Here is a 26,193-nt window from a genome sequence, read left to right on the forward strand (position 1 = left end):
TACCTTCGCTGCGAGCGACGCGTGAGATCTACACGCAAACCAGACGGGCGACGCCGGCAAGCGCCCGTCGGTTCTCACCTGGTGCAGGCCGGGACTTGCCTGCGCGATACGACCAACCTTGATACGCAGGGTCTCCAGTAATGTAGATCGCGACCCACGGCGGCCCCCTCACCTCGCCCAGCCGGCCGAGCCACGGGTCGTCGACCTCGAGCCCACCCACGGCGCTCCCCGCACCCCGGCGCCGGTCAGGTCGCACCGCTCGAAACGCGCTCCGGACAGGTCCTCCTCGACGAACCTGCGCGCACCCTGCCCATCGCCCATGACCGGCACCCTGCCACTGCGGACCGACGACCACCACGTGCGACGCACGTCACTGCAGCCGATAGTTGCTACTAGCAACCATCATGTGACTTCATGTCCCGGTGACGACCTCAGCGACCGCCCCGGCCCCCGACCGTGCGACCCACCCCTGGGCCGCCGTGGTGGCGCTGTGCTCCGGTGGCCTGGCGGCCTCGCTGACCCAGACGATGGTCATCCCGATCCAGGGCGAGCTCCCCCGACTGCTCGGCAGCACCGCCTCCAGCACCGCGTGGGTCGTGACCATCACCCTGCTGGCGGCCGCCGTGACCATGCCGGTCATGGGCCGGCTCGCCGACATCGTCGGCAAGCAGCGGGTGCTCGTCGCCAGCGCCGTGCTGCTGGTCGTCGGCTCCGTCGTCTGCGCGCTCTCGGACTCCCTGGCCCCCATGCTCGTCGGCCGCGCACTGCAGGGCCTGGCGATGGGCTACATCCCCGTCGGCATCGCCTTGCTGCGCCAGGTCGTGCCGCCGCGCCTGGCGGGCTCGGCCATCGCCGCGATGAGCGCCACGCTGGGCGTCGGGGGCGCGATCGGGCTCCCGCTGTCGGCCTGGATCGTCGAGGTGGGTGACTGGCACGTGCTCTTCTGGGTCTCCGCCGGCCTCGGCGCCGCCGTGCTGGCCGCGATGCTGGTGCTGGTCCCCCGCGACGTCGACACCACGCCCGCCCGCTTCGACGTCGGCGGCGCGCTCGGCCTGGCGCTGGGGCTCGTCCTCTTCCTCGTCGGAATCTCCAAGGCCAGCGAGTGGGGCTGGACCTCGGGCCGCACCCTCGGCTTCATCGTCGTCGGGCTGCTCGTGCTGGTCGCCTGGGGTGCCGTGGAGCTGCGCACCGCCGAGCCGCTCGTCGACCTGCGCGCCACCGCCCGCCTCCCCGTGCTGCTCACCAACGTCGCGGCCGTGGCGGTCGGCATGGGGATGATGGCGCAGGCCGTCGTGGTCCCCCAGCTGCTGCAGCTGCCGGAGGTGCTCGGCTACGGCCTGGGTCAGTCGATCCTCGCCGCCGGTCTCTGGATGGCGCCGGGCGGGCTGATGATGATGGCCTTCGCGCCGGTCTCCAGCCGTCTCATGCGCACCCTGGGCCCGAAGGCCACCCTGATGATCGGCGCCGCCGTCCTGGGTGCTGGCTACCTCCTGGCCCTCGTGATGACGGCCAGCGCCTGGCAGCTCGCCGTCGCCTCGATCGTCATCAGCGTCGGGGTCGGGATCGGGTACGCCGCGATGCCGGCGCTCGTGCTCGACGCCTCTCCCCCGCACGAGGCCGGCTCGGCGGTCGGGGTCAACGCACTCTCCCGCTCGCTCGGCACCACCCTGGCTGCGGCCCTCATGGGCACGGTCCTCACCAGCAGCACCGTGGACCTGGGCGGCATCGGCGTCCCGACCGAGGGCGCCTTCCAGGCCTGCTTCGCGATCGGTGCCGCGGCCGCGTTCCTGGGCGTGGCGATCGCGGCCCTCATCCCCCGCTCCCCTGCCACCAGCGGCCCGGTCGCACCGGCACCGCAGCTGGCCACCTCCGACCGAGCCTGACCCCGCCTAGAAGGGCCTCGCCGGACCGGGCCGGGCCGGCCGCTACGGTGGCGGACATGCCCGTCGAGACGCCGCACCTGCGCGTCGACCTCGGGCGGCTGCGCCGCAACGTGCGCCACGTCGCCGAGCAGGCGGCCAGCGCCCGGATCGCGCTGCGACCGCACGCCAAGACCCACAAGAGCCTCGAGATAGCCCGGCTCCAGCTCGCGAGCGGCGCGGTCGGCCTGACCGTGGCGACGGTCGGCGAGGCCGAGGCGTTCGTCCGCGGCGGCTGCACCGACGTCTTCATCGCCTACCCGATCTGGGTCGACGACGCCCGCGCCCAGCGGCTGCGCGACCTCGCCGAGCAGGCCCGGGTCGCGATCGGGGTGGACTCCGTGGAGTCCGCCGCCAACGGCGGTCGCCGCCTCGGCGGCTCGGGCATCGAGGTGCTGGTCGAGGTGGACTCCGGGCACCACCGCACCGGTGTGCCCCCGAAGGACGCCGGGCACGTGGCGAAGGCCGCCGCCCGGGTCGGGCTTCCGGTCCGGGGCGTCTTCACGTTCCCGGGCCACGGCTACGCCCGCGGGGCCGCCGACGTGGTGGTCGCGGCGGAGGCGACGGCCCTGCGCGTGGCCCGGGAGTCGGTGGAGGCCGCGGGCCTGGACTGCCGCGTCGTGTCCGGGGGCTCGACCCCCACGCTGGCCGCGAGCCTGGGCAGCGCCGGGGCCAGCGGCGACCTGGGGCGGGTGACCGAGCTGCGCCCCGGGGTCTACGTCTTCGGCGACGCCCAGCAGTGGGAGCTCGGCACGGTCGACCCCGACGACATCGCGCTTACCGCCCGGGCGACGGTGGTCAGCCATGCCGGCGGCCGCGTCGTGCTGGATGCCGGCTCGAAGGCGCTGGGCGCCGACCGCGCGGCGTACGCCACCGGCTACGGGCGGATCCTCGAGCGCCCAAGGGCGCGCGTCGTATCGCTGGCCGAGCACCACGCGGTCGTGGAGTGGCCCGGCCGCCGCCCCCGCCTGGGCAGCCAGGTCGACGTCGTGCCCAACCACGTGTGCGCCGCAGTCAACCTCGCCGACGTGCTCTGGGTCGAGGAGGCCGGGCGGCTGCGCGCCTGGGACGTGGCGGCCCGCGGGCTCAACTCCTGACTGTCCTCAGCGGCCTCCCAGGTGGGCTGTCTACGATCGGCGCCATGCTGACCCGCCGCTCCCCCCGCTCGACGACGCGCGCCGTGGCCGCGCTGACCACCCTCGTCTGCCTCGGCGCGCTCTCCGCGTGCGGGGACGACGGCGAGGAGACCGCGACCGACACGCCTGCGTCCGCGGCCAGCGAGAGCGGCGACGCAGGCTCCTTCGAGCCGCCCGCCGAGGGCGAGTGCGCCTACCCTGCCGACGGCAGCCCGTCGGTGGAGGGCATCGAGGCCCCGCCGGCGGACCCCGAGGTCGAGGGCGAGGTCGAGGTCACCATCTCCACCAGCGCCGGTGAGATCGGTGCGACCCTCGACGCCGACCGCACGCCGTGCACGGTGGGCTCGTTCGTGTCCCTGGTCGAGCAGGGCTACTTCGACGGCACCGAGTGCCACCGGCTGACCACGCAGGGCATCTTCGTCCTCCAGTGCGGCGACCCGACGGCGACCGGCACGGGCGGCCCGGGCTACACGATCCCCGACGAGCTGACCGGCGACGAGACCTACCCCGCGGGCACGCTGGCGATGGCCAAGACGCCCTACCCCGACTCCGGTGGCTCGCAGTTCTTCATGGTCTACGAGGACACCCCGCTCCCGGCCGAGTACACCGTCTTCGGCCAGGTCGACAAGGCCGGCCTCAAGGTGCTCCGCGAGGTGGCGGCCGACGGCACCTCGACCGGCCAGCCCGACGGCCCGCCAGCGACCCCCGTGGTGCTGGAGACCGTCAGCACAAGCTGACCCGGGGCGGGTCAGCGCAGGCCGAGGTCCACCCCGCTGAGTCGCACCGAGGCGTCCCAGCAGGCCCGGGCGAGGTCCGGGTCGGAGGCACGGGCGCTGCGACCCACCAGGGTCGGCCAGCCGAAGAACTCCTTGAAGCCGTCCGGACCGACGTAGGAGTTGCCCGGCACGTCCATCGTGGCGGCGTACAACGTGGGCAGCGCGCCGCGCCACACCGGCATCCCGACCAGGTGGTGCCCCCACGACCCGACCCAGCTCAGCCACCCGCGCCCGCTGCTCGAGGTGATCGCGGTGGCGGTGGTGCCGGGGTGCGCGCCGGTGACGCGCAGCGAGGAGCCCTGCTCGGTGAGCCGGCGCTGCAGCTCGAGCAGGAAGAGCATGTTGGCGAGCTTGGAGGCGGCGTACGCCGCGTAGGGCTGGTAGCCGCGCCGGGACCAGTCCAGGTCGGTCACGTCGAGGTCGCCGTGGTGGTGGGAGTTGCTCGAGACGACCACGACGCGGTCGCCGATCCGCGGCAGCATCCGCAGCGCCAGGGCGTGGTGGCCGAGGTGGTTGGTGGCCAGGTGCAGCTCGACCCCGTCGACGGAGGTCCCCTGCGGCACCCCGAGGATGCCTGCGTTGTTGACCAGCACGTCGACATCGCCGATCCGGTCGGCGAAGGCCTCGACCGAGGAGAGCTCCGAGACGTCGAGCCGCTCCACGACGGCCCGACCGGGTCCCGTCATGCCGGCTGCCGCCTGCGCGCCCTTCTCCGGGTTGCGCACGGCGAGCACGACCTCGGCGCCGCGGTGCACGAGCACCTGGGCGGTGAGCAGGCCGATGCCGCTGGTGGCCCCGGTGACGACGAAGCGCCGTCCGTGCTGGGCCGGGACGGCGGTCCAGGGCGCGCCGGTCACGGCTGCGCAGGCTCCGCTCGGGAGGCCGGGGCGGGCCGGGCTGCGACGGAGTCGTCGGAGGGCTCGAGGAGGGCGCCGGACAGGTCGCCGGTGCGGTACTCCACCGGGTCCCCGAGGGTTACGGTGCGACCGACGGTGCACAGCCGGTCCTGGATCTGCTGCACCGAGCGCGCGAGCGAGCCGCGGGCCGCGTCGCCGCCCTCCCCCTCGGGGAAGGTCACGTCGAAGGTGACGGTGAGCCCGGTGAGGTGGTGGCCGCCCTCGTCGCGGACCTTGTGACCCTCCGCGTGCGCGGCGAAGGAGGCGAAGGGCGCCCGCTTGCCGGTGAGGTAGTCCAGGTCGATGGCGCCGCAGCCGGCGAGCGCGGCGAGGAGGAGCTCGACGGGGGTGAAGTCCGGGTCGTCGCCGCCACCGATCGGCAGCACTCCCCCGCGACCGTTGGTGGCCTTGTAGCGCTTGTCGCCGATCCGGACCATGTCGATCTCGCGCAGGGTCTCGTCGCGGCCCTGCTGTCCTGCCTGCTCCTCAGCCATGGGCACAGCGTGCCAGAGCGACCACCCCGCCGCCGCCAGGGTCCCCGACCGGGTGAACGACACGCCGTCGGCTTGATCGAGCCGCGCGTAACCGGCACGGTGGACAGCTGACCACACGCACGCGAGACGGAAGGCGAGCCATGCTCACCCTCACCCAGAACGCCACGCTCATCGTCAAGGAGATCGCCGACCAGCAGGGCGGCACGGAGGGATCCGGGCTCCGGATCTCCGCCGAGCCCGGCCCGGAGGCGGGGCTCAACGTCACCACGGCCGCGACCGCCGAGCCCGGCGACCAGGTCCTCGAGCAGGACGGCGCGACCGTCTACCTCGACGAGAACGCCGCGACCATGCTCGACGACAAGGTCCTCGACGCCGCCGTCGACGAGGGCGGTCGCGTCGAGTTCGCCCTGGGCGTCCAGGGCTGACCCGGGCGACCTCCCACCCGGTCGGGGCGGCGGGACGCTGGCAGGATCGGCGGGCATGAGCACCAGCACCCGCGAGATCCACCTCGTCCGCCGCCCCGTCGGGCGTCCCACCACCGACGACTTCCGCACCGTGGAGGTCGAGCTCCCCGACCCGGCGCCCGGCCAGGTGCTGGTGCGCAACACCGTGCTGTCGGTCGACCCCTACATGCGCGGGCGGATGAACGACACCGAGTCCTACGTCGCGCCCTACGCCCTGGACGCCCCGCTCGAGGGCGGGGCCGTCGGTGAGGTCCTGGCCAGCGGCGTGGACCACCTCTCCCCCGGTGACGTCGTCACCCACATGGCCGGCTGGCGTGAGCACGCGCTGGTCGATGCCGCCGAGGCGCGGAAGGTCGACACCAGCCTCGCCCCTGCCTCGGCGTACCTCTCGGTGCTGGGCATGCCCGGCCTCACGGCGTACGTCGGGCTGACCCGCATCGGCGGCCTGCAGGAGGGCGAGGTCGTGCACGTCTCCGGCGCGGCCGGCGCGGTCGGCTCGCTGGTCGGGCAGATGGCCCGCCTGCTCGGCGCCTCGCGGGTCGTCGGCTCGGCCGGCTCCCCGGAGAAGGTCCGCTGGCTCACCGAGGAGCTCGGCTTCGACGCCGCCTTCGACTACCGCGACGGCTCGCTGGTGCGCCAGCTCGGCACCGCGCTGGACGGCCGTCGCATCGACGTCTACTTCGACAACGTCGGCGGCGACCAGCTCGAGGCGGCCATCGAGCACATGGCCGACTTCGGCCGAGTCGCGGCCTGCGGCGCGATCGCGACGTACGACGCCACCGAGATGCCTCCCGGACCCCGCAACCTCGTGCGGCTGGTGCAGCGCCGGTTGCGGCTGCAGGGCTTCATCGTCTCCGACCACCGCGAGGCCGCCGGGGAGTTCTACCGGACCGTGGGCGGCTGGCTCGCCGACGGCAGCCTGGTCGCACGGGAGACGACCTTCGACGGGCTGGACCGCTGCGTCGAGGCGTTCCTGGCCCTCGGCACCGGCGGCAACACCGGCAAGATGCTCGTGCGGCTCTGACCCCGGCTCGCGCCGGGTGCCAGAGCCGCACCAGTGGTTGCTCGCTAGCCGCGGTGGATCAGCAGCCCCGGCACTGCGGGCCGCCGCGACCGCCGTCGACGTCGACGAAGTAGCCCTTGCGGCCGGTGACGACCGAGGCCTGGTCCTCGCTGGGGACGATGACCTTGCCGCCGTTGCCCTTCATCCGCAGGTTGAAGACGACCTGGTCGTTGCTGGCGGCCTTGGCGTAGGCCTCCTGGATCTCGGCCACGGACTTCGCGCCCCAGATGCTGATCCAGTCCGAGGCACCGCCCATGACGTTGAGGAAGCCGCTCTGGGCCTTCTTGCCGATCCGGGTGGAGAACGGCACGTAGCTCAGCGACTCGTCGGCGGCCTTGAGGACCGCGCGCACCCGCAGGAGCTCGCCGCGCTCGGCCTTGATGCCGTAGCGACGCCCGACCTTGGTCCACTCACCGCCGCGCAGCTGCTCGACGGCCACCAGCTTGATCGAGGAGTCGTCGTCGTCGACCGCGGCATCGGTGGTGATGGAGTCGATCGACACGTCCGGCAGCCGCGAGAGGTTGTAGACGGTGTCGGCGAGGTCCCAGGACGCCTCGAAGGTGATGTCGAAGGTGGAGATGTAGCGGTCGGCCCAGCTCAGGGTGAACGGCGCCCCGGTCTCGTCGGTGCCCTCGATCGTCCAGGACAGGTCCTCGCCGCCGGCCATGATCCCGTCGATGACGCGGTCGTGGTTGACGATCTGCTGGCCGAAGGTCACGTCAGCGGAGAAGGGCGTGAAGTAGATGTCGGAGGAGCCGGTGCGCGAGCGCTCGCCGTAGGTCACCGTGGAGGTGACGGTGGCGGCGTCGGGCAGCGTGCCGAACGCGCCGCTGATCCCGGTCAGCCGGTCGTTGTCGATCATGCCGGTCGGCGGCGCGATGTTGGCGACCTTGAACGGCGCGCCGAGCGAGTCCGGCTGCACGTACAGCGCGTCGGCCGGGTGCAGGCCGAGCGTCGTGGCGCCCAGGAAGTTGAACGGGTGGCCGAAGCCGACGACCTCGCCGTCGCACACCGAGGTCACGGTGCCGACGCCGGCGTAGGAGACGTCGCCGTAGGAGATCGAGGCGGCCATGTTGCCGCCCGCGACCACGCTCTCCGGCGCCGCGGCACGCGCGGTGTCGCGGCCGATCCGGCCGGCGGCGAACGTCGACGGGGCGAGGTAGCCCTTGCCCTGGTCGGCGGCGTAGCGCTGCGCCTGGGCCAGGCGCGAGGCGGACATGCCCGCCACGCCCATCGGCACCGGCAGCTGGGCGAAGCCCTGCGCGGCCTGCGAGCGGCTGACGTCGCTCTCGCGGGCGATGGCGCGGGCGGCGCTGTCAGGGACCGCGACCTTCGCGGCGGGACGCTGGGCGGAGCGACCGAGGTAGTCGTCCATCTCCGAGAACGGCGTGACGCCGGCGATCGGCGAGGGGCCCCAGCTCAGGCCGTAGGCGACGGCGCCGACCAGCTGGTCGCCGACGTAGACCGGCGAGCCGGACATGCCCTGCCAGATGCCGCCGGCGCGCTGGATGGCCTCGGAGTCCAGCTCGACCATGATCATGTCCAGCCCGGCGGCGATGCCGTCGTCGAGGACACCGATGACCTCGCCGGTGAACGCCTCGGGGGTGGTCCCCTCGTCGACGGTCAGGCCGGTGACGGCGTCACCGCGCTGCAGCAGGCTGGCGTCGTACGGCGCCGCGCAGTCGGCTGCCGGCTCCGCGGAGACGGCCGTGCCGGTCGTGCCGGCGACGGCGAGCGTGCCGAGCGCCAGCCCGGCCGCGGTGGTGGCAGCCAGGGCCCGAGCCCGACGTGCCTGGATCGAACGCGTCATCGCGCTGTGTCCTCCCTCGAGTGCGGACGCGGAAGTGCGTCCGTCGACATGGTGACGTCCCGGGAGCCGGGTTGGTTGCCCGACATGAGGGAAATGTCTGGACCTTTACGTGACCGTGTCCTGTTGCGGCCCTCCGGCGCCCGTCCCGCGGCCGCGCCGACCCACCCGGGTGGGCCGGTCTGTGGTGGCCACCGCGGTCGTAGGGTCGGCCCGTGCCCACCAGCGAGGACAGCCCAGCCACCCCGACCCCGCCCGTCCGCGGCCTGCAGCGCAGCGAGGCCCAGCAGCGCGCGGCCCTCCTGCGGGTGCAGGAGTACGACGTCACCCTAGACCTCGCGAGCAGCGAGGAGACCTTCGGCTCGCTGACCCGCATCACCCTGGACTCCCAGGCCGGCGAGACCTTCCTGGACCTCAAGCCGACCGCGGTGCGATCGATCCACCTCGACGGGGCACCCCTCGACGTCGACACACTGCGCGCCGGGCGGCTGCCCCTGTCGCTGACCGAGGGCCGGCACGAGCTGGTCGTCGACGCGGTCATGCCCTTCCGCAACGACGGTGAGGGCCTGCACCGCTCGGTCGACCCCGCAGACGGTCGGCACTACGTCTACGGCATGTCCTTCATGGACGCCGCACCCAGCATCTTCGCGTGCTTCGACCAGCCGGACCTCAAGGCGCCCTACACCTTCCACGTGCGCGCACCCGAGGACTGGGTCGTCATCGGCAACGCCCCGGGGACCAACCCCGAGCCGGGTGTGTGGGAGCTGGAGCGGTCCCAGCCGCTGTCGACGTACTTCGTCACCCTGGTCGCGGGGCCCTACCACCTGGTGCGCGACGAGCACGACGGGATCGCGCTGGGCCTGTCCGCGCGGCAGAGCATCGCCGCGGACCTCGAGCGCGACGCCGACGAGCTGTTCACGATGACCAAGCAGTGCTTCGACGAGTTCCACCGGCTCTTCGACATCCGCTACCCCTTCGGGGACTACCACCAGGCCTTCGTGCCGGAGTTCAACGCCGGGGCCATGGAGAACCCCGGGTGCGTCACCTTCCGCGACCCGCTGGTGTTCACCAGCAAGGTCACGCGGGCGGTGCGGATCCAGCGGGCGACGACGGTGGCCCACGAGATGGCCCACCAGTGGTTCGGCAACATCACGACCCCGCTGTGGTGGGACGACCTGTGGCTCAACGAGTCCTTCGCCGAGTACATGGGCGTCCGGGTCACCGCCGACGTGACGGAGTACGACGACGCGTGGGTGCAGAACTCCTTCGCCCGCCGCCAGTGGGGGCTGGTCGCCGACCAGCGCCCGAGCACCCACCCCGTCGCCGGCAACGGCGAGGAGGACGCCCTGGCGGCACTGCAGAACTTCGACGGCATCTCCTACGCCAAGGGCTCGAGCATCCTCAAGCAGCTGGCGGCGCGGCTCGGCGACGACGTCTTCCTGGCCGGGGTGCGCGACCACCTGACCCGGCACCGCTTCGGCAACGCCACGATGCACGACCTCTTCGACTCCTGGACCCGGGCCGGCGCCGGTGGCTTCGGGAGGTTCTCCGGCGACTGGCTGGTCACCGCGGGCCCGGACCGCATCCGCCTGGACCGCATCGCCGGCGAGCTGGTCCGCACTCCCCCGGCCGAGCACCCCGCCGACCGCTCGCACGCGCTGCGGCTGGCGACCGCTCCCGCGGGCGGCGACTGGTCCGAGACCCCGGTGGAGGTCGCCGGCGAGCGGACCCCCGTCGAGGTCCCGACCGGCCAGGCCGTGCTCATCGACCCGTGGGAGGACACCTGGGCGGTCTGCGAGCCGGACGAGCTGACCCTGGCGCTGCTCCCGGGCCTGGTCGCCACCACCACCGACCCGATGGTGCGGGCCGGCGCGTGGAACTCCGTGCGCAGCGGCTTCCACCACGCCGAGGTGGCCCCCGACGCGGTGGTCGACCTCGCCGAGGCCTGGCTCCCGGTCGAGACCCAGGACTCCGGCCTCACCTACACCGTCCCGTGGCTGCTGCGCTCGGCCGTGCCGCTGGCCGGTGACCCGGCCGAGGCGGCCTCGCGGCTGCACCGGGTGGCCCTGTCGGCGGCGCAGGCGCACGAGCCCGGCTCGACCCTCCAGCTGGGCACCGTGCAGGCCGCGGTCGCCACCGCTGCCGACCCGGCGCTGCTGCGCGGTTGGCTGCTGGGCCGCGACCTGCCCGACGGCCTGGAGCCCGACCTCGAGCTGCGCTGGCGGATCTGGGTGCGGCTGGCCGTCCTCGGCGAGACCGACCGCGAGGAGCTGGACGCCGCCCTGGCCGCCGAGCCGACCGCGGTCTCCCGGGTCGAGCACACCCGCGCGGTCGCGTCGATGCCGACGGTCGCGGCCAAGGAGTTCGCCCTGGAACGCTTCACCGGCGCGGTCTCGGTGCCCAACTACGAGCTCGAGGCCGCCGGCACCGGCATGTGGCGCGAGAGCCAGCGCGCGCTCCTGGAGCCGTACGTCGAGCGGTACGCCCACGGGCTGGCGGCCGCGGCCGCCGCGCACTCGGGGTGGGTGCAGGCCGACGTCGCCGAGGACTTCTTCCCCACCTGCATGGTCGGGGACGAGGCGATGGCACTGCTGGCCCCGCTGCGCACCGACGAGCGGCTGCCCGCGCCGGTACGTCGCCGCCTGGTGGACGCCGTGGACCAGCTGGAGCGGCGCAACGCCGTCGCCGCGCGCTTCCCCGCCCTCGCCGCCCGGGCCTCGCTCGGGGGCGCCGGGTGAACCGACGCCCCGGCCCGACCGTCCGCTCACGGGTGGTCGAGCACGTCCTCGACGGCAGCGGGGACGAGGTCACCCGTCGCCGCGAGGACCGGCTCGTCGGAGAGGAGCCGCTGGAGCTGCGGCTCACCTGGCCCGGTGCCGCGCCCCGGCGCGCCTGGGTCACCATGCGCACCCCCGGCCACGACTTCGAGCTGGCCGCGGGCTGGGTGCGCCACGAGGGCCTGGTCGACGACACCCCCGGCGCAGTCGCGGGCGTGGCCTACTGCACCGACGCCGACCTCACCGAGGAGCAGGCCTACAACACCGTCACGGTGACGCTGGCCGCTCCCCCGCTGCGCGACCTCGCGCACCGGCACGAGGCCTCCTCGGCCGGGTCGTCGGCGTGCGGGGTCTGCGGCGCCGACAGCCTCGCCGACGCGCTCTCGGTGGCTGCCCCCGGCGGCTGGACCGGACCGCTCCCGGCCGCCGACGTGGTGCGGTCGCTGCCGGACCGGCTGCGGGCCGCCCAGGCGGTCTTCGACCGCACCGGCGGCTCCCACGCCGCCGCCCTGTGCACCGCCGACGGCGAGGTGCTCGTGGTGCGCGAGGACGTCGGCCGGCACAACGCCGTCGACAAGGTGACCGGGGCCCGGGTCCTCGCCGGGCTCTCGCCCGCCGAAGCCTGTCTCGTCGTCTCCGGCCGCGCCGGCTTCGAGCTGGTGCAGAAGGCGGTCGCCGCGGGCACCGGCTCGCTCGTGGCCGTCGGCGCACCGACCTCGCTGTCGGTGCGCCTGGCCGCCGAGCACGGGCTCGCGCTGTGGGCGTTCACCCGGCCCGACCGGGTCGTGCGGTACGCCGGCTGACCCACCCCCCACGTGGAGCCGGCCGGCGTACCGCGCCACCCCTCAGCGGCGGGTGAACCTGCCCAGCAGACCCCGCACGCCGCGACCGATGGCCGCGTCGGTGGCGGTGCCGCCAGCCGGCCTGGTCGAGCGGGCGGCCGGGGCCGCACCTCGACGGCCTCCGACGAACCTGGAGACGATGCTCTGCAACACGGTTGACTCCCTCCCCCGGGCCGCGTCGGTGCTGGCCCGGTCCCGGGACCGTGCCCGGACCGGCCGTCGCTCATCCCACCCGTGGGGATGAACGCGCTGCTCGACCCGGGGCCGGCCGTGCCACAGCGATGAGTTCGGCAGCTGGGTCCGGTCGGTCCCGTCGGCCCTCCCAGCGCACGTCCGCGCTGCGTGCCAGGATCAGCCCGCGCCCCCGCCTGCGTCCCAAGGAGACACCGTGAGCACCCACCCGGCCGACGGCCACGACCTGATCCGGGTCGTCGGCGCCCGTGAGAACAACCTCAAGGACGTCAGCATCGAGATCCCGAAGCGCCGGCTGACGGTGTTCACCGGGGTGTCGGGATCGGGCAAGAGCTCGCTGGTCTTCGGCACGGTCGCCGCCGAGAGCCAGCGGCTCATCAACGAGACCTACAGCAGCTTCGTGCAGGGGTTCATGCCGAGCCTGGCGCGGCCCGACGTCGACGTCCTGGAGGGGCTGACGACGGCGATCATCGTCGACCAGGAGCGGATGGGGGCCAACCCCCGCTCCACGGTCGGCACCGCGACCGACGCGCACGCGATGCTGCGGATCCTCTTCAGCCGCCTCGGCGACCCCTACGTCGGTCCGCCCACGGCGTACTCCTTCAACGTGCCGACCCGCCGCGCCGGCGGTGTCATGACCACGGAGAAGGGTGGTCGGGTCGAGAAGAAGGTCGTGAAGCAGGAGGTCTACCTCGGCGGGATGTGCCCGCGCTGCGAGGGCACCGGCTCGGTCAAGGACGTCGACCTCACCGCGTTGTACGACGAGGAGAAGTCGCTCTCGGAGGGCGCGCTGACCGTCCCGGGCTACTCCATGGACGGCTGGTACGGCCGGCTGTTCGCCGGGATGGGCCTGCCGATGGACAAGCCCATCAAGCAGTTCACGAAGAAGCAGCTGGACACGATGCTGTGGTCGGAGCCGACCAAGATCAACGTCGAGGGGGTCAACCTCACCTTCGACGGGATCATCCCGAAGATCCAGAAGTCGATGCTGACCAAGGACCCCGAGGCGATGCAGCCGCACGTGCGGCGCTTCGTGGAGCGAGCGGTGACCTTCCAGACCTGCCCGGAGTGCGAGGGCACCCGGCTCACCGAGGCGGCGCGCTCCTCGCGCATCCGGGGCCGGTCGATCGCCGACCTGTGCGCGATGCAGATCAGCGACCTGGCCGGCTGGGTCCGCGAGCTCGACGAGCCGTCGGTCGCGCCGCTGCTGACGGTGCTCGGCGAGGCGCTCGACTCCTTCGTCGCGATCGGCCTGGGCTACCTCTCCCTCGACCGGCCCAGCGGGACGCTGTCGGGCGGCGAGGCGCAGCGCACCAAGATGATCCGGCACCTCGGGTCCTCGCTGACCGACGTCACCTACGTCTTCGACGAGCCGACCATCGGCCTGCACCCGCACGACATCGAGCAGATGAACCAGCTGCTGCTGCAGCTGCGCGACAAGGGCAACACCGTCCTCGTCGTCGAGCACAAGCCCGAGACCATCGCGATCGCCGACCACGTCGTCGACCTCGGCCCGCGGGCCGGGTCGGAGGGCGGCGAGGTGGTCTACGAGGGCGACGTCGCGGGCCTGCGCGACAGCGGCACGCTGACCGGGACGCACCTCGACGACCGGGCCCGGCTCAAGGAGTCGGTGCGATCGCGGACGGGGGTCGTGGAGGTCCGCGGGGCGTCCACCCACAACCTGCAGGACGTCGACGTCGACGTGCCGCTGGGGGTGCTGTGCGTGGTCACTGGTGTCGCGGGCTCGGGCAAGAGCTCGCTGGTGCACGGGTCGCTGGCCGGCCGCGACGGCGTGGTCGTCGTCGACCAGGGCGCGATCAAGGGCTCGCGGCGCAGCAACCCGGCGACGTACACCGGGCTGCTCGAGCCGATCCGCAAGGCCTTCGCCAAGGCCAACGGCGTGAAGCCCGGGCTCTTCAGCGCCAACTCCGAGGGCGCCTGCTCGACCTGCAACGGCGCGGGCGTCATCCTCACCGAGCTCGGCGTGATGGCGACCGTGGAGTCACCCTGCGAGGAGTGCGAGGGCCGGCGCTTCCGCGCCGAGGTGCTCGAGCACACCCTCGGCGGCAAGGACATCGCCGAGGTGCACGAGATGTCGGTCGCCGAGGCCCGGGAGCAATTCTCCGAGGGCGAGGCGCGGCTCCCCGCGGCGGTGAAGATCCTCGACCGGCTCGCCGACGTCGGGCTGGGCTACGTCACCCTCGGCCAGCCGCTCTCGACCCTGTCCGGCGGCGAGCGGCAGCGGCTCAAGCTGGCGGTGCAGATGGCGGAGAAGGGCGAGGTCTACGTCCTCGACGAGCCCACCACCGGACTCCACCTCGCCGACGTGGAGAACCTGCTGGGGCTGCTCGACCGGCTCGTCGACTCCGGGCTCTCGGTCGTGGTCATCGAGCACCACCAGGCCGTGATGGCGCACGCCGACTGGATCCTCGACCTCGGCCCCGGCGCCGGCCACGACGGCGGCCGGGTCGTCTTCGAGGGCACCCCCGCCGAGCTCGTCGCCGACGCCTCCACCCTCACCGGGCAGCACCTGGCGGCGTACGTCGGGGGGTGAGTGGTCGCCCGCATCGGGACCGGGCTCACTCCACCGGCACGACCTCGGCCGCCCCCGCCCACGACTGACGAGCGGACGTGCAGCTCGCAGGGAGCGACGTCCTGCACGCTCAGGGCCGCCCAACAGGTGCGATGCGTCGCTCGCTGTCCTGGGTGTCCAGCCAGGGTGCACCCGCCCACCGCCGAACACCCTCTGGCGCAGGCGTGCCGGGGTCGAGCCATGCCTCGGAGCAGCGGCCCGAGCTCTGCCAGCCGTGAAAGGTGCGACTGATGGACGCCTCCGCCGAGCGGGCGTGCAGGATCCCGCCGCGCACGACAGTGAGAACCCACTCGTCGAGCTGCTCCAGCAGGTCCGCAGAGCCGGAGTCGCAGGCGTCGCAGCCGCAGCCCGGGATCGACTCGAGGAGGACTGACGTGTCGTCGCCAGGCGCGACGAGGCCCAGATCGATCCCAAAGCGCCGTGGTGCGGTGGACCAGCGAACGACGGCCAGGCCGAGCCCGCCGACCTGGCGTGGCACCAGCACCTGCTCGACAGGAGCGGCGGACCGGCCGCGACCGCGCCCAGGCAGCCACGACGCGAGCCCCCGGTCCTGGAGCGTCGCGATCCCACGCGCACCGAGGACCGCGGACCAGGCATCGACCCGCGCGTCGAGGATGCGGTACCTGTCGGGGTCGGTCAGCCGGGAGTACTCCTCCTCCGCGACCTCCCGGTCCGGGTGCGGGTCCGGCCAGGTCGGTGTGGCTTGGCCGGTCTTCTCGAAGGCACGCTCCACCGCTCCCATGAGGTCGAGGACCCATGCGGGAGTCGGTGGCGGCGCCCAGTCGGTCACCACGGCATCCTGACCCGGAGGGTCACGCGGACGCACCTCGATTCCCGCGCTCGGCCGCAGCCGGAGATGCACTTTCGGCACGAGGACCAGCGGCGCGGCAACGCCCCGACGGCTGGTCGAGCGAGGCGCGGTCCGGCTGGTCGGCCCGTCGTGCCCAGGCGGTCACGGCGGTCCCGTCGCGTGCGAGTCGAGCTGCTGCCGGGCGTGAGGTGTGAGGCGGCGTGCTCGGTGTGACCGTCTGGCTCCGAGCGCCGGCGACACGTCTCAGCCGATCGGTACGTGGCGCTGCAGGAATGCCAGCTGGTCGGTGACGTTGCGCTCGAACCACTCGCCGACGTAGATGTCGAAGTGGCCGGTGTCGTAGGAGAGCACCTCCGCGTGCGGGGCGCGCTCGACGTGGCGGCGGGTCTGCTTGGCCGGAGCCACGGTGTCGCGCTCGCAGACGACGACGTGCAGGGGGCAGCGCACGTCCTTGGCCCGGCGGCCGGGGAAGGCCAGCGGGACCTGCAGGGCGATGCGGGCCGGCACCCGCTTCGGCCCGGCGGCGGCGTCGGGCATGAGCGCCTCGAAACCGGGGGCGGCATCGGGGGCGGTCATGAGGGCGACGGAGCCCGGCCGGCCGTAGTTCGGGACCCGGACAGGGCCACGTCCGAGAGCGGTCGCGGCGAGGTCCGCCAGCCCGAGGGCGGTCACGCGGACGGAGGTGAGCGGGTCCATCGCCAGCGCCGAGGCGAGGCCGTCGGTGAACGGGCACTGCGAGACCGCGGCGGCGATCCGAGGATCCTCGGCGGCGGTGACCAGCACGTGCCCACCGCTGAAGGAGGTGCCCCACACCACGACCCGGGCGGGGTCCACGGTCGGCAGCGTGCGGGCGACGGCGACCGCAGCGCGCCAGTCCTCGCGCTGGCGGGCGATGTCGAGCAGCTCGCGCGGCTCCCCCGGGCTGGCGCCGAAGGTGCGGTAGTCGAAGACCAGGCAGGAGTAGCCGGCGGCCGCGAACCGCTCGGCGAAGGCGTCGAGCCGCTCGGTACGCAGGCCACCCAACCCGTGCGCCATCACGACGACGGGACCGGGTGCGTCGCGGGTGACGCCCTCGGGCGTGTAGAGCCAGGCGGCGCAGCTGCCGTCGCCGGAGGCGAAGGTGAGGTCGGCGCGGGTCCAGGTGCGGGTCACGGCAGGACGCTAGTGACCGGGCGCGCGCAGCGGAACGGGGCGAGGCGTGAGGTCGGACTCAGCCGAACCGGCGGACCAGCTCCTGCCCGAGCGCGGTGCCCGAGAGCCAGGCGCCCTCGACCCGCGGCTTCTCCGACCACGAGTCGCCGCAGGCACCCACGCCGGTGTCGGTGAGCAGGTAGGTCTCCGGGCGACCGTGCGCGGGCTTGGCGAAGGTCCAGCGGTGGACCGCGCTGTGGACGGGGTCGCGGTCGATCCCGGCGTACCGCTGCAGGGCGGCGAGCATCTCCGGGCCGCCGGCCGGCGGGTCGGCGAGGTGCGGGCGGGCATGGGCGTCGGTCGAGTGCGCGACGAGCACCGGTCCCCCGTCGCAGCGCCGCCGCCCGTCGTCGGCGATCCACGACAGCACCGGGTCGTCGTTGACGAACAGCCCGTCGGGCAGCTCCTCCCAGCACCGCTCGTCCCAGACGGCGGTGAGCGCCAGCACGGCCTCGTACGCCGTCGTCAGCCCCGCCACCGCGTCCGGGTGCGCCGCGGGGTCGACCAGCCGCACCGCCTGCGGGTCCGGCATGGCGAGGACGACGGCGCGGGCGGGGCGGCCCTCCACGGTGGGCGTGCCGTCGCGCAGCGACACCGCGCCCTCGGCGACCTCGTGGGCGTGGGTGATGGGCAGGTCCACGGCGAGGGCCTCCACCAGCGAGCGGATGCCACCGGTGGTCCCCCAGCGCACGGGGCCGGTGGTCATGGACCGCTCCCCCGCGGCGGAGACGACCCCGAAGGTGTCGGTCCAGGGGCGGGTCAGGTCGGCCGCCTCCCAGCGGCGCACGACCTCCTCGAACGCGGGGTCGGAGACGGTGAAGTAGGAGGCCCCGATGTCGGCGGGGCGGCCCTCGTGGCGGCGCGAGGCCATCCGGCCACCCGGCCGACGACCGCGGTCGACCAGCTCCACCGGCACCCCGGCCCCGACGAGGACCCGCGCGCACGCGACCCCCGAGATCCCGGCACCGACCACGACCACGGGCTCGTCCACTCGCACCCCGACATCCTGCCCGGGGGGTGGTCGGCGTGGGTCCACCCCGTTGTCGGCGCCCCCTCCTACGGTCGTCCCATGCGCCTGCTGCACACCTCCGACTGGCACCTGGGCCGGTCCTTCCACCGCGAGGGGATGCTGGCGCACCAGGCGAGCTTCGTCGACCACCTGCTGGAGGTCGTGGAGTCCGAGCGGATCGACGTCGTGCTGGTCGCGGGCGACGTCTACGACCGCGCCCTGCCGCCGGTCGACGCCGTGGCGCTGGCCGACGAGGCGCTCTCGCGGCTCGCCGCGTCCCGCGCCCGGGTGGTCCTCACCAGCGGCAACCACGACTCCGCGCGCCGGCTCGGTTTCAGCTCCCGGCTCATCGACGCGGCCGGCGTCCACCTGCGCACCGACCCCGCGGGCGTCGGCACCCCCGTCCTGCTCGAGGACGAGCACGGCCCGGTGGCCGTCCACGGCCTGCCCTACCTCGACCCCGAGGCGGTCCGCGAGCCCTGGGGCCTGGCCGAGCGATCCCACGAGGCGGCGCTGGGCGAGGCGATGCGCCGGGTGCGCGCCGACCTGGCCGGACGGCCCGGCACCCGCTCGGTGGTGCTGGCGCACGCGTTCGTCGGAGGCACCGGCCGCCCCGAGGAGCAGCGGGAGATGGCCAGCGACTCCGAGCGCGACATCTCCGTCGGCGGCGTCTCCCTGGTCCCCTTGCCCACCTTCGACGGCATCGACTACGTCGCGCTCGGCCACCTCCACGGTCGCCACGTACTCGCCGACCACGTGCGCTACTCCGGCTCGCCCCTGGCCTACTCCTTCTCCGAGACCGACCACCTCAAGGGCTCCTGGCTGGTCGACCTCGACGCCACCGGCCAGGTGCACGCCGAGCTGGTCGAGGCCCCGGTCCCGCGTCGGCTCGCCCGGCTGCGCGGCACCCTCGAGGAGCTGCTCGCCGACCCCCGGCACACCGAGCACGAGGACTCCTGGATCCAGGTCACCCTCACCGACACCGAGCGTCCCTCGCAGGCGATGGAGCGGCTGCGCCGGCGCTTCCCGCACACGCTCGTGCTGGCCTTCGAGGCCGCGCTGCCGGTGGTCGGCGGTCTGCCCGCTGCCCGCACGACGGGGCGCACGGACCTCGACGTGGTCACGGACTTCGTCACGACCCTGCGCGGGCGCGGCCCCTCGGAGGCCGAGACCGCCCTGCTGCGCGAGGCCGTCGACAGCTGCTGCGAGGACGACGACCTCGCCGCCGAGCGCCGGGTCGAGGCCGGATGAGGCTGCACCGCCTCGAGGTGACCGCCTTCGGCCCCTTCGCCGGCACGGTCGAGGTCGACCTCGACCGGCTCTCCGAGGGCGGGCTCTTCCTGCTCACCGGTGCCACCGGTGCCGGCAAGACGAGCATCCTCGACGCGGTCTGCTTCGCGTTGTACGGCGATGTGCCCGGCGACCGGGGCAAGGCCAAGAGCCTGCGGTCGGACCACGCCGCCCCCGGCGTACCTCCTCGCGTCGAGCTGGAGCTGAGCGTCGGCGGCCGCCGGCTGCGGCTGGTCCGCTCCCCCTCGTGGGAGCGCCCCAAGAAGAAGGGCACCGGCTGGACCACCGAGCAGGCCTCGGTGGTGGTCTCGGAGCGGAGCGGCCCGCCCGAGCAGCCCGAGTGGCGCACCCTCTCGACCCGGCTCGACGAGACCGGCCAGCTCGTCAGCGACCTGCTGGGCATGACCCGCACCCAGTTCACCCAGGTCGCGATGCTCCCGCAGGGTCAGTTCCAGGCGTTCCTGCGCGCCCGCTCCGAGGAGCGGCACGCGCTGCTGCAGCAGCTCTTCCGCACCGGCCGCTTCGAGGACGTCGAGGCCTGGCTGAAGGAGCGTCGCCGTGCGCTGCGCCAGGAGTCCGCGCAGGTCGAGGAGCGGCTGGCCGACCTCGCCAGCCGGGTGAGCGAGACCGCGGGCCTGCCAGCCCCAGACCCCCAGGGCTGGGCCGAGGGGCTCCTCCCCTGGGCCGCTGCCGCCCGCACCGACGTGGCGGCCGCGCTCTCCAGCACCACCGAGCAGGTCGCCTCCGCAGCCCACGAGGAGGAGCAGTCCCGCGAGCGTCTCGCCGAGGCCCGGGCCGCCGACGAGCGGCGACGTCGCCGTGCGGCCGCCGCGGCAGAGCACGCTCGCCTCCAGGAGCGCGCCGAGGAGCACGCCCGCGAGGTCGCCGCGCTCGACGCCGCGCGTCGTGCTTCCCCCGTCGGGGTCGCGGCAGCTCGGCGCGACCAGGCCCGCCACGAGGTCGACCGGCTGGCCCGCCGCGCGACCGCCTTGCTCGACGGGCCGCTCGCGCCCCTGCCGTCCTTGCACGGGCTGGCGGTGCCCGACGCCGACCGACCACCCGACGCGACCGCCGTCCTGGCCCGGCTCGAGGACGCGCTCGGCGAGGCGCTGGGGTCCGTGCGCGCGTCGCTCCCGAGGCTGGTGCTGCTGCAGCGCACCGAGGCCCGGCTGCCGCAGCTGGGCGCGGCGTGCGCCGCTGCCGAGGAACGGCTCGCCGACTGCGAGTCCACCGGCGCGGTCCTGCCCGGCCGGATCGTCGCGGCTCGAGACGAGCTCACCGCCCTGCGCACCACCGCGTCGACCCTCCCGGTCCACGAGACCGCTCGGGCAGCACTGGTCGAGCGACGCGACGCGGCGCTCGAGGTGCTGCGGGTCGAGCGCGACCTGGAGGTGGCGCGGCTGGCCCACCTGGAGGCAAGGGAGCGCGCCGCCTCCTCGCACGAGCAGCTGCTCACGGTCCGCGAGGCGCGCATCGAGTCGATGGCCGCCGAGCTGGCCGGCGCCCTGGCCGTCGGTGCCTGCTGCCCCGTCTGCGGATCGGCGGAGCATCCCGCCAAGGCCGAGGCTGCCCCGGGCGACCCCGACGCCGCCGGCGAGCGCGAGGCCCAGCGCCGCCTCGACGACGACAAGGCCGCCGAGCACCTGCGGGCCATGGACGTGCGCGACCTCGAGGTCCGGCGCATCCTGCTGCTGGAGCGGGCCGACGGCCTCGACCCCGCCGCGGCAGCCGAGGAGCTGCTCACCCTCGACGCGCTGGTCGCGGAGGCCACTCACGCACGCGACGCGCTTCCTGCCGCCGCCGAGGCGCTCGAGCGCCTCGAGCAGCAGCTGGCCGCGCACGGCCAGGCCCTCGAGCACGCCCGGCTCGCGCTCGCCGAGGCCCGGGAGCAGCACCGTGCCGCCGTCGGCGAGGTGGAGCGGGCCGAGTCCGACCTGCGCGAGGCCGCCCTCGTCGCGCTGCGCGCGCTGGCCGCCGACGGGTCCGTCCCCGAGGGCGCGGAGCCGGAGGCCGGACGAGAGGCCGATCCGACCGACGACGACCCCCACGCGGACGAGCCCGACCTCCTCGACCTGCTGCTGGCCGTCGAGACCCAGACCGGGTCCGTCGGCACCGCGCAGGACAGCGACCGCGAGGCGTCGTACGCCGAGGGCCGGCCCGACCTGGCCGCGCTCGAGGCGGCCCTGGCCGAGCGCCAGCGCGCCGTGCGCGACCTCAGCGCCGTGCTGGTGGCGCGCGCCGCCGCGGACCGTGCCCTCACCGAGGCCGAGGCCCACGTGCAGGACGTCCTGGCGCGGGCCGACATCGCCACCGTCGAGGACGCGCTCGCCGCCGCGCTGCCCGAGCCCGACCTCGCCCGCCTCGAGGAGTCCGCGCAGCACCACCGCACCCGGGTGGCGGCCGTCACCGAGGTGCTGGCCGGCGATGACCGCGGGGACCAGCAGCCCGGCGACCCCGACCAGGAGGCGCCTGCCGATCTTCCCGCCCTGGAGCGCGCCCACGCCGAGGCGCTCGCCGGGCTGGGTCGCACCCGCGCCGCCGCGGCCGGGCTGACCGAGCGCTGCGGCCGCCTCACCGCGCTGCTGGTCGACCTCGAGCGCACCCTGGCGGCCTGGCAACCGGTCCGCGAGCAGCTCGCGCTGGTCTCGCAGCTGGCTGCTTTCGTCGAGGGTCGCTCGGCCGACAACAGCCTGCAGATGCGCCTGTCGGCGTACGTCCTGGCCTGGCGCCTCTCGCAGGTGGTGGCCGCCGCCAACGAGCGGCTCGCCGGCATGACCGACCGACGCTACGCCCTGGAGCACACCGGGCGCCGCGGCGCCGGCGAGACCCGCGGCGGGCTGAGCCTGCGGGTGCGCGACGACTGGTCCGGGGAGAGCCGCGACCCGGTCACGCTCTCGGGCGGCGAGACCTTCGTGGTCTCCCTGGCCCTGGCGCTGGGCCTGGCCGACGTCATCAGCCAGGAGGCCGGCGGCGCCGAGCTGGACACCCTCTTCGTCGACGAGGGCTTCGGCTCCCTGGATGCCGACACCCTCGAGGACGTCATGGACACCCTCGACTCCCTGCGCGAGGGCGGCCGGGTCGTCGGCGTCGTCAGCCACGTCGCCGACATGCGCGACCGCATCCCGGTCCAGCTGCACGTCGCCAAGGGCCGCTCCGGCTCGACGGTCGTCCTGCGCCACGGCACGTGAACCCGGCCCGGTCCCGCGTGTAGGTTGCCGCCCATGAGCCGACCCGAGGTCGATCCCTCGTTCCTCGCGCTCCCGTTCCGCCACCTCGGCGAGGTATCCCTCGCCCGGGCCGTGGAGCTGGGCGTGACCCATGCCGACTTCCGCTTCGAGCGGGTGCGCTCCCAGCACCTGCGGGCCCGCGACGGGGTGCTGCAGTCCGCCAGCGACGTCGAGGACCTCGGGTTCGCCGTGCGCGTGGTGCACCGCGGCGCCTGGGGCTTCGCCTCCGGCGTGGTGCTGACCCCCGAGGAGGCCCGCCGGGTCGCCGAGGCCGCTGTCTCGGTCGCCGAGGTCGCCGCCGCGATGACGACCACGCCCGTGCGGATCGCCCCCGAGCCGACGTACGACGACGTCACCTGGGTGTCCTCCTACGCGGTGAACCCCTTCGACGTCCCGACCGCCGAGAAGGCCGCCGTCCTCACGGGCTGGACCGAGCGGCTGCGCACAGGCGCGGCCGTCGACCACGCGACCGCGTTCGTGATGGCGGTACAGGAGAACAAGTACTACGCCGACACCGCCGGCACCCGCACCACGCAGCAGCGGGTGCGGATGCAGCCCGGCTTCGAGGCGATGGGCACCGGCGCCGACACCTTCGACTCGATGGCCTCGATCGCGCCGCCGGTCGGACGCGGGTGGGAGTACGTCGCGGGCAGTGCCGCCGACGGCGCCTGGGATTGGGACGCCGAGATCGAGGAGGTGCCCGAGCTGCTCGCGGAGAAGCTCAAGGCACCCAGCGTCGAGGCCGGCACCTACGACCTGGTCATCCACCCCTCCAACCTGTGGTTGACCATCCACGAGTCGATCGGCCACGCCACCGAGCTGGACCGTGCCCTGGGCTACGAGGCCAACTACGCCGGGACATCCTTCGCGACCTACGACAAGCTCGGCACCCTGCAGTACGGCTCGCCCGTCATGAACGTGACCGGCGACCGCACCGTGGAGCACGGCCTGGCCACGGTCGGGTACGACGACGAGGGCGTGCAGACCCAGGCGTGGGACATCGTCAAGGACGGCGTGCTCGTGGGCTACCAGCTCGACCGGCCGATGGGCGCGATGAAGCCCGAGCTGGCCGGGCCCGAGCACCCCGAGGGACGCTCCAACGGCTGCGCCTACGCCGACTCCTCCGGCCACATCCCCATCCAGCGGATGGCCAACGTCTCCCTGCAGCCGGCCCCAGACGGGCCCAGCACCGAGGAGCTGATCGGCCGCGTCGAGCGCGGGCTGTACGTCGTCGGCGACAAGTCGTGGTCGATCGACATGCAGCGCTTCAACTTCCAGTTCACCGGGCAGCGCTTCTACGCCATCCGCGACGGCGAGCTCGCCGGCCAGGTCCGCGACGTCGCCTACCAGGCGACCACGACCGACTTCTGGGGCTCGATGGAGGCCGTCGGCGGCCCGCAGACCTGGGAGCTGGGTGGTGCCTTCAACTGCGGCAAGGCCCAGCCCGGCCAGGTCGCGGCGGTCAGCCACGGCTGCCCCACCGCGCTCTTCCGCGGCGTGCGCATCCTCAACACCACCCAGGAGGGCGGCCAGTGACCATCTCCCCCCAGAGCCTGGTCGAGCAGGGCCTGCACGCCACGACCGCCGACGACTGCATGGTCGTGGTCACCAACGGCACCGACGCCAACCTGCGCTGGGCCAACAACACCCTCACCACCAACGGCGTCATGCACGGCGTCGACGTCTCGGTCATCAGCTTCGTGCGCGGACCGGAGGGCACCAGCGTCGGCACGGTCTCCGGCAGCGCGGCCACGCAGGCCCAGGTGACCGAGCTGGTCCGCGCCGCGGACGCCGCAGCCCGGGCCGGCTCCCCCGCCGAGGACGCGGCCGACCTCGTCCGCGATCGGGTCAGCCCCGACTGGGACGAGCCGCCGGCCGCCACCGACATCCACGTCTTCGACACCTTCGCGCCGGCCCTGGGTGAGGCCTTCGGCCGCGCCGGTGCGGCCGGACGGGTGCTCTACGGGTTCGTCGAGCACCGGGTCAGCACCACCTACCTCGGCTCGACCACCGGGCTGCGGCTGCGCCACGTCCAGCCGACAGGGCACTACGCCTGCACCGGCAAGGACGCCGCGCTGACCCAGTCCGCCTGGGTCGGCGGCGCGACCCGCGACTTCGCCGACGTCGACGCGCTGGCCCTCGAGGCCGAGCTCGAGCAGCGGCTCGGGTGGGGCGCGCGCCGCGTGGACCTGCCGGCCGGGCGCTACGACACGATCCTGCCGCCCACCTCGGTGGCCGACCTGATGATCGACGCCTACTGGTACGCCGGCGCCCGTGCCGCCCACGAGGGCCAGTCGGTCTACTCCCGACGCGGCGGCGGCACCCGGATCGGCGAGCGGATCGCCGCGCCCGGCGTGCGACTGCACTCCGACCCGGCGTACCCCGGCCTGGAGTGCCTGCCCTTCGCGGTGACCGGCTCCTCGGACGACGAGCGGTCGGTCTTCGACAACGGTCTCGAGCTCGGCCCGACCGACTGGATCCGCGACGGCGAGCTGACCTCGTTGATCCAGACCCGGCAGACCGCCGCGATGACCGGCCAGCCGCTGACGCCGTACGTCGACAACCTGGTGCTCGAGGTCGACGGCGGCTCCGGGGACGTGATGGACCTCGTACGCGGCACCGAGCGCGGGCTGCTGGTGACCTGCCTGTGGTACATCCGCGAGGTCGACCCACAGTCCCTGCTGCTGACCGGCCTGACCCGCGACGGGGTGTACCTCGTCGAGGGCGGCGAGATCACCGGGCTGGTCAACAACTTCCGGTGGAACGAGAGCCCGGTGGACCTGCTGCGCCGCTTCAGCCACGCGAGTGCGACCGTGCCGAGCTTCAGCCGCGAGTGGGGCGACGACTACTTCAACCGCACCGCCACCCCCGCGCTGCGGGTGCCGGACTTCAACATGTCCAGCGTCTCGCAGGCGCAGTAGCCCCGCCCTCACCCGCTGGTCCAGACCACGTCGGGGCCGTGCAACCGGACCCCGGGGTGGGGCGTATCCCCCGTGACAGCACACCAGGCGCCGGCGATCCCGGCACCGCCAGCACGGGAGAGACCCACCATGTCCAGCAGCACCACCATCCGCCGCACTCGGGGCACCCTCGGCGCGATCCTCGGTCTGACCGCCACCGCGGTGACCGCGCTCGCCCTGGCCCTGCCCACCGGGGCGACGGCGACCGCCTCGGAGCCGGGCGACCCGACCCCGACGCCGACCGGTACGCCCACCAGCGAGCCCACCGAGCCCACCAGCGAGACCACGCAGGAGAAGGGCGTGCTCATCGAGTGCGCCGGCACCTGGAAGGGCCAGCCGGCCATGGTCTCGGTCTACGAGAACCGCACCTACGGCAACGAGCTCGTCGTCGCCGTCGGCGCCGAGGACGCAGAGTCCTTCTGGATCACCGACCCCGAGGGCCGGATGGTCCGGCGAGGCGAGCTCCAGCAGGAGGGCCGGATGGACGGCAAGCGGGTCGTCCTCGCCGGCCGGGTCGTCCGCGACGGCGAGCCCGTCGAGGTCCACGAGGAACGCGAGGACGCCGGCCAGCACATCGTCGTCGACGGCGTGCACAAGCCGCTCGCGGCCGACCTCGTCCTCACCTGGAAGAAGCGCAACGCCGACCTCGACTGCGACAACGCGTTCCGCTACGACCTCACGGTCACCAAGACGCCGATCGCCTGATCGGCCGAGCAGCAGCGGCAGTACGCAGGAAGGGCCCGTCC

Annotated in this window: 19 protein-coding genes; 13 read left to right on the plus strand and 6 right to left on the minus strand. The window is 74.0% G+C overall.

Features of this window, described 5'->3' with window-relative positions; genetic code table 11:
• Positions 1-422 precede the first annotated feature (422 nt).
• From Q1V71_RS07990 to Q1V71_RS08000, 3 genes are read left to right on the plus strand one after another with little or no spacing between them, the layout of a single operon-like run.
• Positions 423-1,883 (plus strand): MFS transporter, encoded by a 1,461-nt coding sequence (locus tag Q1V71_RS07990; RefSeq protein WP_300642714.1) that lies wholly within the window; start codon positions 423-425, stop codon positions 1,881-1,883.
• Positions 1,884-1,939: 56 nt separating this feature from the next.
• Positions 1,940-3,016, plus strand: a complete 1,077-nt coding sequence (locus Q1V71_RS07995; RefSeq protein WP_300642716.1) for an alanine racemase — start codon at positions 1,940-1,942, stop codon at positions 3,014-3,016.
• Between the two features lie 44 nt (positions 3,017-3,060).
• On the plus strand, positions 3,061-3,792 hold the full coding sequence (locus Q1V71_RS08000; protein WP_300642718.1) for a peptidylprolyl isomerase: 732 nt from the start codon (positions 3,061-3,063) through the stop codon (positions 3,790-3,792).
• 11 nt (positions 3,793-3,803) lie between these two features.
• Here Q1V71_RS08000 and Q1V71_RS08005 read toward each other — a convergent pair whose 3' ends face one another.
• Both Q1V71_RS08005 and Q1V71_RS08010 read right to left on the minus strand, forming a co-directional pair.
• Complete coding sequence (locus tag Q1V71_RS08005; RefSeq protein ID WP_300642720.1) at positions 3,804-4,688, minus strand: SDR family NAD(P)-dependent oxidoreductase; 885 nt, start codon at positions 4,686-4,688, stop codon at positions 3,804-3,806.
• Positions 4,685-5,221, minus strand: coding sequence for an OsmC family protein (locus Q1V71_RS08010; RefSeq protein ID WP_300642722.1), 537 nt, complete (start codon positions 5,219-5,221; stop codon positions 4,685-4,687). The genes Q1V71_RS08005 and Q1V71_RS08010 overlap by 4 nt, the downstream gene beginning before the upstream one ends.
• Before the next feature lie 140 nt (positions 5,222-5,361).
• On the opposite strand from Q1V71_RS08010, the gene Q1V71_RS08015 reads away from it, so the two are divergent.
• Both Q1V71_RS08015 and Q1V71_RS08020 read left to right on the plus strand, forming a co-directional pair.
• On the plus strand, positions 5,362-5,646 hold the full coding sequence (locus tag Q1V71_RS08015) for a Fe-S cluster assembly protein HesB (RefSeq protein ID WP_300642724.1): 285 nt from the start codon (positions 5,362-5,364) through the stop codon (positions 5,644-5,646).
• Positions 5,647-5,701: 55 nt separating this feature from the next.
• The gene (locus Q1V71_RS08020) at positions 5,702-6,709 is read left to right on the plus strand and encodes an NADP-dependent oxidoreductase (RefSeq protein ID WP_300642726.1); all 1,008 of its coding nucleotides are present in this window, start codon (positions 5,702-5,704) and stop codon (positions 6,707-6,709) included.
• Positions 6,710-6,767: 58 nt separating this feature from the next.
• Here Q1V71_RS08020 and Q1V71_RS08025 read toward each other — a convergent pair whose 3' ends face one another.
• Positions 6,768-8,558 carry a SpoIVB peptidase S55 domain-containing protein gene (locus Q1V71_RS08025; RefSeq protein WP_300642728.1) on the minus strand — a complete coding sequence of 597 codons (1,791 nt, stop codon included), beginning with the start codon at positions 8,556-8,558 and terminating at the stop codon, positions 6,768-6,770.
• A 212-nt stretch (positions 8,559-8,770) separates the two neighbouring features.
• Between Q1V71_RS08025 and pepN the strand changes: the two genes are divergently transcribed.
• The 3 genes from pepN to Q1V71_RS08040 all read left to right on the plus strand — a co-directional run bounded on the left by pepN (position 8,771) and on the right by Q1V71_RS08040 (position 14,920).
• Positions 8,771-11,293 (plus strand): aminopeptidase N, encoded by a 2,523-nt coding sequence (pepN, locus tag Q1V71_RS08030; protein ID WP_300642730.1) that lies wholly within the window; start codon positions 8,771-8,773, stop codon positions 11,291-11,293.
• Positions 11,290-12,135, plus strand: a complete 846-nt coding sequence (locus Q1V71_RS08035) for a formate dehydrogenase accessory sulfurtransferase FdhD (protein WP_300642731.1) — start codon at positions 11,290-11,292, stop codon at positions 12,133-12,135. The genes pepN and Q1V71_RS08035 overlap by 4 nt, the downstream gene beginning before the upstream one ends.
• A gap of 427 nt (positions 12,136-12,562) precedes the next feature.
• Positions 12,563-14,920: an excinuclease ABC subunit UvrA gene (locus tag Q1V71_RS08040; protein WP_300642732.1), complete on the plus strand. Its 2,358-nt coding sequence runs from the start codon at positions 12,563-12,565 to the stop codon at positions 14,918-14,920.
• 109 nt (positions 14,921-15,029) lie between these two features.
• Here Q1V71_RS08040 and Q1V71_RS08045 read toward each other — a convergent pair whose 3' ends face one another.
• The 3 genes from Q1V71_RS08045 to Q1V71_RS08055 all read right to left on the minus strand — a co-directional run bounded on the left by Q1V71_RS08045 (position 15,030) and on the right by Q1V71_RS08055 (position 17,958).
• Positions 15,030-15,749 (minus strand): DUF6226 family protein, encoded by a 720-nt coding sequence (locus Q1V71_RS08045; RefSeq protein WP_300642734.1) that lies wholly within the window; start codon positions 15,747-15,749, stop codon positions 15,030-15,032.
• Positions 15,750-16,013: 264 nt separating this feature from the next.
• Positions 16,014-16,922: an alpha/beta hydrolase gene (locus Q1V71_RS08050; protein WP_300642736.1), complete on the minus strand. Its 909-nt coding sequence runs from the start codon at positions 16,920-16,922 to the stop codon at positions 16,014-16,016.
• A 58-nt stretch (positions 16,923-16,980) separates the two neighbouring features.
• A complete protein-coding gene (locus tag Q1V71_RS08055; RefSeq protein WP_300642737.1) occupies positions 16,981-17,958 on the minus strand; it encodes an FAD-dependent oxidoreductase in 978 nt (325 codons plus the stop codon).
• 72 nt (positions 17,959-18,030) lie between these two features.
• On the opposite strand from Q1V71_RS08055, the gene Q1V71_RS08060 reads away from it, so the two are divergent.
• The 5 genes from Q1V71_RS08060 (at position 18,031) to Q1V71_RS08080 (ending at position 26,152) form a co-directional block, all read left to right on the plus strand.
• Positions 18,031-19,221: an exonuclease SbcCD subunit D gene (locus Q1V71_RS08060; protein WP_300642739.1), complete on the plus strand. Its 1,191-nt coding sequence runs from the start codon at positions 18,031-18,033 to the stop codon at positions 19,219-19,221.
• Entirely contained in the window at positions 19,218-22,448 is a 3,231-nt protein-coding gene (locus Q1V71_RS08065) for an SMC family ATPase (protein WP_300642741.1), read from the plus strand. Before Q1V71_RS08060 ends, Q1V71_RS08065 begins: the two co-directional genes overlap by 4 nt.
• A 33-nt stretch (positions 22,449-22,481) precedes the next feature.
• The gene (locus Q1V71_RS08070; RefSeq protein WP_300642743.1) at positions 22,482-24,023 is read left to right on the plus strand and encodes a TldD/PmbA family protein; all 1,542 of its coding nucleotides are present in this window, start codon (positions 22,482-22,484) and stop codon (positions 24,021-24,023) included.
• Positions 24,020-25,408: a metallopeptidase TldD-related protein gene (locus tag Q1V71_RS08075; RefSeq protein ID WP_300642745.1), complete on the plus strand. Its 1,389-nt coding sequence runs from the start codon at positions 24,020-24,022 to the stop codon at positions 25,406-25,408. Before Q1V71_RS08070 ends, Q1V71_RS08075 begins: the two co-directional genes overlap by 4 nt.
• A 129-nt stretch (positions 25,409-25,537) precedes the next feature.
• On the plus strand, positions 25,538-26,152 hold the full coding sequence (locus Q1V71_RS08080) for a hypothetical protein (RefSeq protein ID WP_300642746.1): 615 nt from the start codon (positions 25,538-25,540) through the stop codon (positions 26,150-26,152).
• Positions 26,153-26,193 lie beyond the last annotated feature (41 nt).

Origin of the sequence: Nocardioides sp. (assembly GCF_030149505.1) — a bacterium.
Taxonomy (GTDB): domain Bacteria; phylum Actinomycetota; class Actinomycetes; order Propionibacteriales; family Nocardioidaceae; genus Nocardioides.